The sequence below is a fragment of the Streptococcus mitis genome, from assembly GCF_946190325.1.
Taxonomy (GTDB): domain Bacteria; phylum Bacillota; class Bacilli; order Lactobacillales; family Streptococcaceae; genus Streptococcus; species Streptococcus mitis_CF.
In genome coordinates this window covers 422,423-435,603 of sequence record NZ_CAMHZR010000001.1, presented here as the reverse complement: position 1 = coordinate 435,603, position 13,181 = coordinate 422,423, and the positions used below count along the sequence as shown (strand labels likewise).

10 protein-coding genes and 2 pseudogenes are annotated in these 13,181 nt (G+C 38.6%); all 12 read left to right on the top strand.

Translation table 11 applies throughout. The features are described from left to right. The first annotated feature begins 30 nt into the window (after positions 1-30). Positions 31-390 carry a hypothetical protein gene (locus tag N8M95_RS02075; protein WP_261116507.1) on the top strand — a complete coding sequence of 120 codons (360 nt, stop codon included), beginning with the start codon at positions 31-33 and terminating at the stop codon, positions 388-390. Beyond that, positions 377-3,602, top strand: a pseudogene (locus N8M95_RS02065) (PBECR4 domain-containing protein). The gene N8M95_RS02075 and the pseudogene N8M95_RS02065 overlap by 14 nt, the downstream one beginning before the upstream one ends. A gap of 65 nt (positions 3,603-3,667) precedes the next feature. Continuing rightward, positions 3,668-3,928 carry a transcriptional regulator gene (locus N8M95_RS02060; RefSeq protein ID WP_120719215.1) on the top strand — a complete coding sequence of 87 codons (261 nt, stop codon included), beginning with the start codon at positions 3,668-3,670 and terminating at the stop codon, positions 3,926-3,928. Between the two features lie 178 nt (positions 3,929-4,106). Continuing rightward, complete coding sequence (locus tag N8M95_RS02055; protein WP_261116504.1) at positions 4,107-4,481, top strand: MobC family plasmid mobilization relaxosome protein; 375 nt, start codon at positions 4,107-4,109, stop codon at positions 4,479-4,481. Positions 4,482-4,487: 6 nt separating this feature from the next. Then, positions 4,488-6,125: a helical hairpin domain-containing protein gene (locus tag N8M95_RS02050; protein ID WP_261116503.1), complete on the top strand. Its 1,638-nt coding sequence runs from the start codon at positions 4,488-4,490 to the stop codon at positions 6,123-6,125. A 478-nt stretch (positions 6,126-6,603) separates the two neighbouring features. Next, a complete protein-coding gene (locus N8M95_RS02045; protein ID WP_261116502.1) occupies positions 6,604-7,188 on the top strand; it encodes a recombinase family protein in 585 nt (194 codons plus the stop codon). Positions 7,189-7,308: 120 nt separating this feature from the next. Further along, positions 7,309-8,106, top strand: a complete 798-nt coding sequence (locus N8M95_RS02040; protein ID WP_049478274.1) for a ParA family protein — start codon at positions 7,309-7,311, stop codon at positions 8,104-8,106. A 102-nt stretch (positions 8,107-8,208) separates the two neighbouring features. After that, positions 8,209-8,460 (top strand): hypothetical protein, encoded by a 252-nt coding sequence (locus N8M95_RS02035; protein WP_084886579.1) that lies wholly within the window; start codon positions 8,209-8,211, stop codon positions 8,458-8,460. 70 nt (positions 8,461-8,530) lie between these two features. Further along, complete coding sequence (locus tag N8M95_RS02030) at positions 8,531-9,370, top strand: Fic family protein (protein ID WP_247930498.1); 840 nt, start codon at positions 8,531-8,533, stop codon at positions 9,368-9,370. Between the two features lie 146 nt (positions 9,371-9,516). Next, positions 9,517-10,869: pseudogene (locus N8M95_RS02025) on the top strand (ISLre2 family transposase). A gap of 530 nt (positions 10,870-11,399) precedes the next feature. Beyond that, positions 11,400-12,200 carry a dihydroorotate dehydrogenase electron transfer subunit gene (locus N8M95_RS02020; RefSeq protein WP_261116501.1) on the top strand — a complete coding sequence of 267 codons (801 nt, stop codon included), beginning with the start codon at positions 11,400-11,402 and terminating at the stop codon, positions 12,198-12,200. Beyond that, a complete protein-coding gene (locus N8M95_RS02015; RefSeq protein WP_261116500.1) occupies positions 12,163-13,149 on the top strand; it encodes a dihydroorotate dehydrogenase in 987 nt (328 codons plus the stop codon). The genes N8M95_RS02020 and N8M95_RS02015 overlap by 38 nt, the downstream gene beginning before the upstream one ends. The last annotated feature ends 32 nt before the right edge of the window (positions 13,150-13,181 follow it).

The window sequence follows — 13,181 nt, the reverse complement described above, 5'->3', positions numbered from 1 at the left end:
TCTTTTGTATTTTGAGTAAAAGGAGGAAACATGACACAAACAACTAATATGAGGGGGATAGGCTACTTTGATACCCTCTTTTCAGTCGTTGAGATGCCAACGATGGCGGAAGCCCTCAAACAGTTTGCACTTGAGCATCAAGTGACTGGAAAGAGCAACCAGGGGGAGGTCTTAAATGACTTTGTCAGCATCTTGATTAAGACGTTAGACGTTGAAGATTTTCAAGCAGTCTCTACACAGCTTTTTAGCTACCCTAGACGGTATAGAGGAGTGCTTGAAGTTGAGGAAATTGAACCTTCTAAGGAAAAGCTGATTTACTTAAAAGCTAATATTGATAGCTTGCTTCAGGAAGAAATAGAGGTAAGGAGCAGGATAGATGGCGAGTATTGAAGAACTCAAAGCCCTGTCAATTCTAAAAGTGGCAGAAAGCCTGGGCATGAGTTTACAGCGAACAGGAAGCTATACTTACACTTGGGAAGAACATGACTCTTTCACTATCAATGTTAGGGAAAACTATTTCAATTGGTTTGCCCGTAGCAATGGCGGTGATGTGATTAAAATGGTTCAAGTCGTTCAGGAAGAATTGACAGGGGAGAAGCTTTCTTTTAAGCAAGCAAAACACTTCTTGGAAGAAGGTAGTTTTGACGTGGTCGATGTGACCAACGTTCCTGAAAAAGAACCCTTCAGCTATTACCTTGAGCCTTATGAAACTAAGTTCATAGAAGCCAGGGAATACCTGAAGGATGTCAGGGGCTTGTCTGATGAGACGATCGATTTTTTCGTAGAAAAAAACGTCTTATCACAAGCAACTAAAAAGACAGGGGACTACTATGAACCTGTCATTGTTTTCAAGAGTTTAGACAACCAAGGAGAGGTTATAGGCGCTTCTCTTCAAGGTATTAAGGAAAATCATGACCTTTACGAGAGAGGGCGCTTAAAACAGATTATGAGGGCTTCTGATGGTATGACGGGAATGCACGTTGATATTGGAACACCTAAACGATTAGTCTTTGCGGAAGCTCCTATTGATTTGATGAGCTATTATGAGCTTCACAAGGATAGTCTTGAAGATGTCCGCCTGGTTGCGATGGATGGCTTAAAAGAATCAACGGTGAGTCGTCACGTGGCAGAACTCTTATCCGAAGTTGGTGAACTTAATGGCGAGGTTGACCAGGATAAAAAATCTTCCTTCCTTTCTGAAATAGCTAGATTAAGCACTTTTTTTAAGGATGGAAAGTACCAGGACTTAATTACCCTTGCAGTTGATAATGATGAAGCAGGTCACACCTTTATTGAGCGGTTGGCCAATAAAGAAGTTGGATTGACTCCAGATCTCCCCCCCGAGATTGGAAAGTCAGGACAAGATGGACTGGAATGATTACCTGAAGGAGAGCAAAGAAAAAGCCCTTGACCGAAGTCAAGAGCCACTTAATAACATTGGGGGCGAACTAATCAATCGCAATTCCGGTTATTTAGAAGGCGAACCTTCAAGGACAGCACCACAGCCTGAAGAGTCAAAGACTCAACCTGATTTTCCTGCCAATGTTCAATTATATTTTAACATTGATAGGTCAAAAGAGTCAAGTGTTGGGCTTAGAAATGGCTATCATTATGCGACTGATAAAGATTTGAGGTATCTCAATCGTTACGCTGAAGAATTTCAAAAATCGGCTGACTGGTATCTTAATGAGTTGGCTGATAGTAAGGTCACGTATTTTTACCAGGATAAAGAAGATGTTCAGATGCTTCAGGTGGATTTTGAAAAAAGGCATTGGATGCACTTGACAGGGATTGCTCCTGTTTATCATGAGTGGGCTGAAAATTTATCAGAGCAATTCATTGAAGACGTAGCTTCAGGAAAAGGCAATTTTGCAAATTTAACAGTTGGGGTTGGCTTTAGAGATAAGGCAAAATTACTCCCTATGCTCCCTGAAATCTTTGAGTCAGATTCTTTTGTCTTTGATGATTTATCTTCCGTTGAGAAGATGGGGCGGTTAGATGTTTCAAGTGCTATTCGTTCAGACGATAAAGATATTCTTTTAGCTTTTCGGACGGATGATAACTCAACCTTCCCTGCAACATTGCTGAAGCCTAGCCGAACGCTCAACATTGAACTGGATACTTTAAATCAAGAAAAAACGATATTAGGGGTCTTTGTTGAGAACGACGACAGCATTAAAACAATGTCAATCAATCCTGAATTTGTTAAAGATAATGGACGAGCAATGCTTGATATATTGCGACAAAATAGAGATTTGGAACCCTTTAAAGATGAACCAAATTTACAAAATGGAGGTCTAGCTATGGCAGACAATAATGAACCAAATTTGAGAAATCGCTTTGAGCAAATTCTCAGAGAAGATGAAGAGAAAAAACAAGCTGAAGCACGAAAAGAAGAGCTTGAACGTGATTCAGATGGTGATGGTATTCCTGATGAAGTTGAAAAATCTCAAGGGACAAGTCCTTTTAATGCTGACACAGACGGTGACGGAAAGTCAGACCAGGAAGAGGTCAGTTATGGGTCAAATCCGATTGACAGCAATCATCCAAATAATCAAAATCAACCTTCACCTGAACCACAAAAAAGCGTTGCTGAACTGATTCAGGCAAAAGACAGTAAGGGGCTTTCTCAACTTTTGAAGGATGGCGTTAAAGACTATTTTCAGTCTGACACTTACAAACAATACTTGACCACAATGAGTAAATTTCACAATTACTCACCGAGAAATATTCAGTTGATTTTAATGCAAAACCCTGAAGCTTCTCACGTGGCATCCTTCAAAAAGTGGAAGGATGAATTTGAGAGAAGTGTCAATAAGGGAGAAAAGTCATTACGGATTTTTGCTCCTATAACTCTAAAAAGACGAGACCCTAAAACTAATGAACCGCTCTTAGATGAGAATGGAAATGAACAAACATTCATGTCTTTCAAACTTGTCCCAGTCTTTGATGTCTCACAGACAAATGGAAAAGAATTACCCAAACCAATCTATGAACTTGAGGGGACTTATGAAGATTATGGCAATCTTTACAAGTCAGCTAAAGAGGTATCTGAAGCTAATGGTGTTCCCCTTTCATTTAGCAAAGACACCAAAGGCTCTAACGGTTTTTATTCCGTAAACAACAATGAAATTGTGATTAAGCAAGGGATGTCTGAGCAACAAACACTAAAAACAATCTTTCATGAAATGGCACATTCTGATCTACACAATATGGAGAAATTACAAGAAACTCCTCTTAAAAGAAGTACTGCAGAATTACAAGCTGAGTCAGTTGCTTTTGTGGTAGCTAGTCATTATGGGCTAGATACAAGTGAGTACAGTTTTGGCTATTTGGCAACATGGACAGATGACCCTAATGGACTATCTGACCTAGAAGGTCAAATTAAAATTGTACAAAAAGAAGCAGATAGTTTGATTTCAAGAATTGATAAAACCCTTGAAAAGTATCAAACTAAAGAACTGACCAAGGATGCCTTTCAAGAAAAACTTGACCGCTTGAAAAACCAATCTAAAGAAAAAGCGGTTGACACTAAAAAGAAAGAGCAGGCGAAAGATGCTCCAAAAAAAGAGCAGAAGAGCGACAACGAGATGAGCCTGTAAAAGACCTTGTCGCTCAATTATCCGCAGGCTTTATGAGTCGCAGAAAACAAACGGAGGACTAAAACATGAATGACACTATTGAAACAACATTACTTCTCAACTTGTTCTATTTAGAGAATGGAACGTACACAAGAAATGAAAGCTTTATTGAAGCCAAGCGCAGAAAAGCCATCGCCCTTTTAGATGAAGATGCGGACGAACTCAAAAGCATTGACTCTGACTTAGCTGAAGAATATCAAGAAACAATTTCCTATCTTGACTCTCTTTCAGATGAGGACTACCAGTCCTTAAAAGAGGAGTTGCTTCAACAAGTTGAAGTCAACTAATGTCTGAAAGACGACTAAGGGGCTTGGGGATTTTCCCCAAAACTTTGAAAGATTTACCAACCCCAAATTGGCAGAATTGCCAGTATTTGGGATTGGTAAAATCTTTTAAATTTCGCAAGGTGATATCACCTTGCTATGCTTGCCAGTTTGAAAAGAGAGACCTAGTGAGGGGGAAATTATGAGCAATCCTAACAAACTTTATAGGAAAATTCAAAAAATAATGAGAGTCACTGAACAGGAAAATAAACTAATTAAAGAACGGATGGAATTTTATGGATTTAATAATTTCAATACTTATTCTCGATATATGTTACTGACAGGAGAAATAATTACTATTGATTATTCAGAATTAATAAAATTAAAAACTGAAATAAACCGCATTGGTACAAATATCAACCAAATAGCAAAATATATAAATACAAATGAAGAAATTAGCATTGAAAACTATAAAGAATTACAAGAATCTTTAACAGATATCAAAAGTCTAGTTGATGAAAAATTTAATAAAGAAATTACACAAATTGAAAAATTCCTAAAAGAAAGAGAGGAATAATTTCTCTTGGTAGTAACAAAAGTAAAACAAATAAAATCCGTCAATAAATTATCTGATGGTATTAAATATATTGAAAATGGAGCTAAAACAATTAGCTCTGAATTTATCGACTCAGAATTAAATTTTCCAATAAAATTTGTTAATGATAAACCAGTGTCTCAATTAATTTCAGGAAATTTAATAATTGATGTAGAGTCTGCTTACTCAGAAATGATGCAATTAAAACAACTTGCTAATATAGAAAATGGCAGACCTATTAATAATGAAAAAATCAGAAATAATGACGTATTAGCTCATCATATAATTCAGTCCTTTTCCCCTGAAGACAATTTGACACCTGAGCAAGTACATGAGATAGGACGGAAGACAGCTCTTGAGTTGACAGGTGGCAGTCATCAATTTGTCATTGCAACTCACATGGATAAGGGGCATCTTCACAATCACATTTATATCAATTCTACTAACTCGGTCACACTCAATAAATTCAGATGGCAAAAAGGAACAAAGAAAGCCCTTGAACAAATTTCTGACAAGTATGCAGACCTGGCAGGTGCAAAAATTATTGACCGTCAAAATCAATTCGGACACAAAGAATATTCAGCTTACCAAAAAGAGAATATTTTCAAGTTAGAAATTAAATCACGGCTTGAGTTTCTCCTGAAGCATTCAACCAACCTTTCAGATTTTCAAGAAAAGGCAAAGGCGTTAAATCTTGCAGTTGATTTTACGGGGAAATATGCCAAATATAAATTATTGGATAAAGACCAAAAACGAAATACTCGTGACAGCACTTTATCTAAAAAGGGACGGTACTCTTTAGAACAGATTGAGGAGCGCCTGGCTAAAAATGAAATCGTCTATCCGTTGGAAAGTATCAAGAGTGAGTATGACAAGTTACAAGCTGAAAAGGAAGAAGATTTTGAAATACGAGTCAAGATTGAACCGTGGCAGGTCGAGCATGAGACGGACACAGGTATCTATCTTCCAATGCAATACGGTATTGCCAATAAAGGTACAGTCAAAATTCCTAATCGCCTTGTTGATAGACAAGAGGATGGAAGTTTTGATATTTTTATCAAGAAGTCAGATTTTTTCTATTTCATCAATCCTGACAATTCAGCAAGCAATAAATTCATGAAAGGGTCAACGCTTATCAATCAACTTGCCTACGAAAGCGGAGAATATATCTTAACCAAGAACCCTAACATTTCTAAGTTGGATTTGTTGGTCAAAGAATATAATTACTTGGTTAGTCACGGGGTATCCGATTCAGATCAATTCCATGAGTTACATGACCGCTTCCTGGGACAGATTGAAGAAACACAAGAGTCACTTGATAGATTGGATGAGAAGGTCGAGCGACTCAATAAAATTGCTTCAGCGCTTGAAGATATTCACGCAGACAATCCGATTGATGCCAAAGTAGCTTATCAAATTTTGGAAGAATTGAACATTTCACCTTCAGTCAATCCTAAAGAAATCGAGAAGCAGGTGGTAGAGGTTTCCATCGAGCGGAAAGCACTTAAGGAAAAATTTGACAGCATCGTTAAGGACTTTACGCAGTATGAAAAATTAGAACAAAACGCTGAAGCAAGACGTCAAGATGTTAAAAGTCATTATGAAACAAGTAAGGATGAAATTTAATTTTGCGACTAATTTTTATTGAAGTTTGAAACGAAAAATAGTATAATGATTCTGCTAATATAGACCTTAGCGGATGATTACTCTTGTGCTAAAGTGTGTATTAGTATGTAGTGTTTTAGGGATAAACTTGGACATATCGCTTCTTTGTGATTTAATTCAAACCTATATTGCTATTTCTAGCTTGAAAAGAGGTATATCTATGAAGTTGTCTATTTCAAACTTGGTGGTTAATGGTGCTGTTGGAGTGACCGTTGAATTGTTTATCCTAATTACAGAAAGTACCAAATAGCGCCTAGAGGGTTCGAATCCCTCACACTCCATAAAAACCACTTTTTTAAAGTGGTATCTATCGCAGGCTTCGGCTTGCGTTTTTTTTTAGTGGACAATAGGCTATAGCCTATTGTCCGCTTACCGTTTTCTTGATTTTAAAGGGATGAGGGGGTGGACAATAGGGTTAGGCAAAATAGAAAGGGGAAAAATGGTAAAAATTGGATATGCAAGGGTTAGCACGACTGACCAAAATATGGATAGACAACTGGAGCAACTGAAGTACATTGACAAACTCTTTCAAGAGTCCATCAGCGGTGTCAGTAAAGACCGCCCACAGTTGAAAGCCATGCTTGACTATATCCGTGAAGGGGATATAGTTGTTGTGACAGAGCTAGAACGACTTGGAAGAAATAACCAGGAGCTAACTGAAATTATGAATCAGATACAAACTAAAGGGGCTACCTTGGAAGTGTTAAACCTTCCAACCCTTCGAGGGATTGAAGATGATAACTTGAGACGGCTTCTAAACAACTTAATTTTAGAGCTTTACAAGTACCAGGCACAAGCTGAAAGGGAACGTATCAAGGAACGTCAAGCCCAAGGGATAGCTATTGCAAAAACTCAGGGCAAATACCAGGGCAGAAAGGCACTCTTTACTGAAGACGATAGCAGACTAAAACACGCCTTCGAGCTTTACCTTTCAGGAAAGTCTGATAAAGACGTGGCAGGCTTAACAGGCATAAACGAGCGAACATTTAGGCGCTACCGTGAAAAATATCAGATAAAAAGATAGTGATTTATATCATGATTTTAATAGTGATAAAAATATTGATTAAAATCATGATTTTTATATTGATTTTTATCATGATTTATATTATAATAGAAGTATAGAAAATGGAGGGAGAAAAAACAAATGAAATTACTTAGTTTTGTTGCCATCAAGGGTGGAGTCGGTAAAACCACTTTAGCTCTTCTAACTGGTCAGTATTTAGCTAGTAAAGATCATAGAGTTTTATTTATTGACCTAGACCATCAAAGTAACCTAACACACTTTTATGACGTTTACGAGGATTCAGGAACGGTTGCCAATGTCTTTACTGGTTCAGGAGACGTGAACATTTTATCGGTTGCGCCTAACATTGATTTAATTGCAGGTTCTATGAGACTAGATGAAGCTGAAAGAAGACTTGAAACCAATCCTAATCAGAATATGTTTCTGTATGACTGGCTAGGTGAGAACCTGGAAGCAAAGAACCTGGCACAGTACGACTATGTGATTTTAGATTGCAGACCTGACTTCGGGATTGCTACAAGAAATGCTATCGCTGTTAGTCATGCTCTTTTCAGTCCTATTACGCCAAGCGATTTTGCTTTTGAAGCGAAACAAAATCTTGAAGTCCGTCTTGACGAGTACAGAAAAACAGAAATTGTACGTCCAAGCCGTGAGTCTCTAATTACTGCTAAACTCTACTTTTTGCCTAACATGATAAAGCATAATACGGCAAAATCGAAAGAGTTGTTATCTGTCCTTGAAAATGATGACAATGTTGTTGGTCAAATTCCTCAAAAGGAATTGTTTAATCGTGCATCAAAAGACAATACTGTTATTGACATCATGGCTGACCAAACATCACGAAACGAACACAAGGCTTTCTTTTCAGCTTTGGAAGAAACACTGATCCAAATTCAGACCGTTTCGGATAACTCCTGATATCAATCAATATAAAAACCATGATTTTAATCAATATTTTTATCACTATTTTTATCACTATTAAAATCATGATATAAATCACTATTTAAAAAGAGGTATGCAATGGCTTTTGAAATCAAAAAGGACAAAATTAGTAAAGCGTTAGGCGAGACACTACCGTCAGTCCCTAAGGCAAAATCACAAGGGCGAAGAGCAGGTCGTCCATCAGGGAAGACCAAACATCCTTATCAGTTCACCTTGAAGCCCCAAAATCGAGAAAAGTTAGATAGGATTGCGGAGCAAGCAGGATATAGCGGAGCATCAACTTTCCTTGATGATTGGATTGAGAGTTATATTGAGAGTTCTGAAGAATAACCGTCAATATTTTTATCATTATTAAAATCATGATAAAAATATCTATAAATATTATTTACGCAGGTGACCTATGCAACCAACCTATGAAATTGATAACCCCAACCTTTCCTATCAGACTAAACTTGACTTATGGCAGACTGGCTTTGGTCTTCAGCAAGTGGACGGTCTTGAGCCATCACGCTATATGGTTGAATTGGCTAAAGAGCAGATTGAAGGTAAGATTGAGTATCAACAAATTTATGACCAAATTACCAAATACCATGAAGAGACTGATGATAGCACGAAAGAAGCTGATATTGTCTCTTTAAGGATTGTAGAGCTGTTATCAAGCAACGCCTTCAAGTTTGCCCCAACCACTCTAAAATCAATCCATAAAGAGCTATTCTTTGGGGTTCTAAGTCAAGGTATCCCTTTAGGAGAATATCGCCATTATAACATCACTAAAAAAGAGCCGATTTTAGAGGGAGATAGCGTTATCTATGACCATTATCAAACTATCTCGGCTAGCTTAACCTATGATTTTGACCAGGAGTCACAATTTGACTATCGAGGGAAGACACCTGAAGAAATGGTCAAGCACTTGAAAAAGTTTGTATCGGGAATTTGGCAAATCCATCCGTTTGGAGAGGGCAACACCCGAACTGTTACGGTCTTCATGATTAAGTACCTACGTTCACTAGGCTTTGAAATTGATAATAGCCCGTTCAAAGAGCATGCACGTTACTTCAGGGATGCCCTGGTTTTGGACAATGCAAAATTGCTGAAGAAAAATCCTGAATACCTGGATAGATTTTTTGAAAATCTGTTGTTAGGTGGTCAACACGAGCTATCTCTAAAGAAAATGTATCAAGAGGTTTTACCAACTGCATCCGCTCCAAAGAACCAAAAAGACCAAGGTTTATCACTTTAGATATTGATTTTAATCACTATTAAAATCATGATATAAACCAATGTTAAAATCACTATAAGAATATAGACCCTTCCGTTTGGAGTGGTCTTTCTTCTTGTCTTGTTTTTGGGGTATAATAGGCGGTAGCGATGATTGAGGTGACAAAAATGGATATAACCGTGTTAGACGAAAGAGAATTTTCAAGGCAATTGAACCAAAATAATCAACGGGCTTTTTTGAAGATGATTGAAAACTATGAAAAATTCATTGCCCCTAGTATGCGAGCGCAGGGGTACAAAAGAATCAATCAAAAAGAGCGGACAGTTATTTTTTCTTTTGGAGAAATGACCTTTTCACGTAGCAGATGGAAGAAAGATGACACCATCCGAATCCCTGTTGATGAAAAGCTAGGACTAGAACCAAGGTCGAGGTTTTCTCAGGAGCTACTTTACCAGGTGACCAAGCTTGCTAATTTTATGCCCTATCGTAAAGTTGTATCGGTGATGGAAATGTTAAAGGAAATCTATATCACCAAGAATACAGTTCAGCACGCTTTAGACGTGGCAGGTGAACTCCTAGCTGAAAAAGAGGAGTACGACTCCTTGTCAGCTTCAGACTGGTCTGAAGATAACCAGGACAAAGTGAGAGCAAAGAAAGTCTATATTGAAGGTGATGGGGTTTGGGTCAAACAGGCAATACCTGACAGGAAAAAGAAGTCTATTGAGTTAAGTCATTTTGTCGTCCATACTGGAAGCAAGAAGGGGAAGAGGAATATCTTAAAAGACAAGATAGAAGTTATCTCTACACGCTGTCATAAAGCCAAAGATAGACTAATGGATTTGTTGACTAGGCATTTTGAAATTACTCCCGAAACGGTCATTGTGACTAATTCTGATGGTGGTAAAGGCTATTCTCCTACGGACTTTAAGGAGTTAGTTAGTGCTTTTAAGCCTAAAGAGCATTTGCACTTTTGGGATGCTTTTCACGTGAATCAATCCCTGAAAAAGAATTTACGTACTTTTCCTTTAGAGCTGACCAAACAAGCCTTTAAAGCGGTCAAGAGCCGAGATAAGGGTTTACTAGAAACGGTACTTGATACGGCTGAATCTTTGATTAAATCAGACAAAAAATTAGAGTCTTTTCAACGCTTCAAAAGACAACTTCTGAAAAACTTTAAATATACTGATCATCCTGAGAGCTTTGGACTCAGTAGCAAGGGTATTGGTATCATGGAATCTCAGCATCGCAAAGTGACGTATCGAATGAAAAATAGAGGTATGTATTGGAGTGAGAAAGGCGCTGATAATATGAGCCAAACCATTCTTTTAAACCATACAGGAGAATTGAGAGACCTCTTTTTTGGAGAGTGGAGGAAATCCTACCAAACAATAAAAGACCAGGAAAAAGATTATCCTGGTCACTTTTAACATACTCAAAAATCAGATTATACACTACCACAGGTCAATCGCTCAAACCGAAAACCGAAGTATTGGGGAGCTCTTACCGATGAAAGGGATTGAAAATCATATGAAACCATGATTTGTCAAGCATTTTAGAAAAAAAGTTTAGGAAAATGCTTGCATTCTCCTCCCAAAGTGGTATAATGGACTTATAGAAAAAACACGAACAAAAGGCGCTGAGTGCTACTAACACTCAAACGCCCACCGATTAAACAACCGTTCCTTGTTCAATCAGTTTAAAGCTATTGTATCATCAAAAGAACAATAAATCAAGACTGAAGCAGGAAAAAGTTGAAAGTTTCGGTCTTGATTTCCGTTCTCTTGGTGATTTTTCATTTTCTCCCAAAAACAGACACACTCAATGTTCGTTTTCTACTTGACTTTTTTAAGCTGAAAGAGTATACTAGTAAAAATTTAACCTTTAAGGGGAGTCCCGAGAGACTCACAAGGTGTCAGATAAAAGAATAGTACAATTTTCTAGAGGAGTCTTTTTGAGTGTGCTCTCTTGTGTTGTACAATTTTAACTGAGGCCTTGCACTAGCAAGGTCTTTTCTTTATCTGGTCCCCTTAAAATTTAAGGAGGAAAAGTCATGAATCCCACATGTAAGAAACGTTTGGGTGCAATTCGTTTGGAAACCATGAAGGTGGTTGCACAGGAGGAAATCGCGCCAGCAATCTTTGAAATAGTCCTAGAAGGAGAAATGGTTGAAGCCATGCGAGCAGGCCAATTTCTTCATCTACGTGTGCCTGATGATGCCCATCTCTTGCGCCGCCCGATTTCAATTTCGTCTATCGACAAGGTAAACAAGCAGTGTCATCTCATTTATCGGATTGAGGGGGCTGGGACAGCCGTTTTTTCAACCTTAAGTCAGGGAGACACTCTGGATGTGATGGGTCCTCAGGGAAATGGTTTTGACTTGTCTGACCTTGATGAGCAGAGCCAGGTTCTCCTCGTTGGTGGTGGGATTGGTGTTCCGCCCTTGCTTGAGGTGGCCAAAGAATTGCATGCGCGTGGTGTGAAAGTAGTGACTGTCTTTGGTTTTGCTAACAAGGATGCTGTTATTTTAGAGACGGAATTAGCTCAATATGGTCAAGTCTTTGTAACGACAGATGATGGTTCTTATGGTATTAAGGGAAATGTTTCCGTTGTTATCAATGACTTAGACAATCAATTTGATGCTGTTTACTCATGTGGGGCGCCTGGAATGATGAAGTATATCAATCAAACCTTTTATGACCACCCAAGAGCTTATCTATCTCTGGAATCTCGTATGGCTTGTGGGATGGGGGCTTGCTATGCCTGCGTCCTAAAAGTGCCAGAAAGCGAGACGGTTAGCCAACGCGTCTGTGAAGATGGGCCTGTTTTCCGCACAGGAACAGTTGTATTATAAGGAGAAAATCATGACTACAAATCGTTTACAAGTTTCTCTACCAGGCTTGGATTTGAAAAATCCGATTATTCCAGCATCAGGCTGTTTTGGTTTTGGTCAAGAGTATGCCAAATACTATGATTTAGACCTTTTAGGTTCTATTATGATCAAGGCGACAACACTTGAAGCCCGTTTTGGAAATCCAACTCCAAGGGTGGCAGAAACACCTGCTGGCATGCTCAATGCAATTGGCTTACAAAATCCTGGTTTGGAAGTTGTTTTGGCTGAAAAGCTACCTTGGCTGGAAAGAGAATATCCAAATCTTCCTATTATCGCCAATGTAGCTGGTTTTTCAAAACAAGAATATGCAGCTGTTTCTCATGGGATTTCCAAGGCAGCTAATGTGAAAGCAATCGAGCTCAATATTTCTTGCCCCAACGTTGACCACTGTAATCACGGACTTTTGATTGGTCAAGATCCAGATTTAGCTTATGATGTGGTGAAAGCAGCGGTAGAAGCCTCTGATGTACCAGTTTATGTCAAATTAACCCCTAGTGTGACGGATATCGTCACTGTCGCAAAAGCTGCAGAAGATGCGGGGGCAAGTGGCTTGACCATGATCAATACTCTAGTTGGAATGCGCTTTGACCTCAAAACTCGTAAACCAATCTTGGCAAATGGAACAGGTGGAATGTCTGGTCCAGCAGTCTTTCCAGTAGCCCTCAAACTTATCCGCCAAGTAGCCCAAACAACAGAACTGCCTATCATTGGAATGGGGGGAGTGGATTCGGCTGAAGCTGCCCTAGAAATGTATCTGGCGGGAGCATCTGCTATCGGAGTTGGAACAGCTAACTTTACCAATCCATATGCCTGTCCTGACATCATTGAAAATCTACCAAAGGTTATGGACAAATACGGTATTAGTAGTCTAGAAAATCTCCGCAAGGAAGTAAAAGCCAGCCTTAGATAAGCTAGACCATTCTTATCGTCAATAAGACACAT

Excerpts from the sequence above, each read along its gene's own strand:
- N8M95_RS02075 (WP_261116507.1), top strand. The coding sequence starts at position 31 with ATGACACAAACAACTAATATGAGGGGGATAGGCTACTTTGATACCCTC.
- N8M95_RS02030 (WP_247930498.1), top strand. The coding sequence starts at position 8,531 with ATGCAACCAACCTATGAAATTGATAACCCCAACCTTTCCTATCAGACT.
- N8M95_RS02060 (WP_120719215.1), top strand. The coding sequence starts at position 3,668 with ATGAATGACACTATTGAAACAACATTACTTCTCAACTTGTTCTATTTA.
- N8M95_RS02055 (WP_261116504.1), top strand. The coding sequence starts at position 4,107 with ATGAGCAATCCTAACAAACTTTATAGGAAAATTCAAAAAATAATGAGA.
- N8M95_RS02020 (WP_261116501.1), top strand. The coding sequence starts at position 11,400 with ATGAATCCCACATGTAAGAAACGTTTGGGTGCAATTCGTTTGGAAACC.
- N8M95_RS02035 (WP_084886579.1), top strand. The coding sequence starts at position 8,209 with ATGGCTTTTGAAATCAAAAAGGACAAAATTAGTAAAGCGTTAGGCGAG.
- N8M95_RS02040 (WP_049478274.1), top strand. The coding sequence starts at position 7,309 with ATGAAATTACTTAGTTTTGTTGCCATCAAGGGTGGAGTCGGTAAAACC.
- N8M95_RS02015 (WP_261116500.1), top strand. The coding sequence starts at position 12,163 with ATGGGCCTGTTTTCCGCACAGGAACAGTTGTATTATAAGGAGAAAATC.
- N8M95_RS02045 (WP_261116502.1), top strand. The coding sequence starts at position 6,604 with ATGGTAAAAATTGGATATGCAAGGGTTAGCACGACTGACCAAAATATG.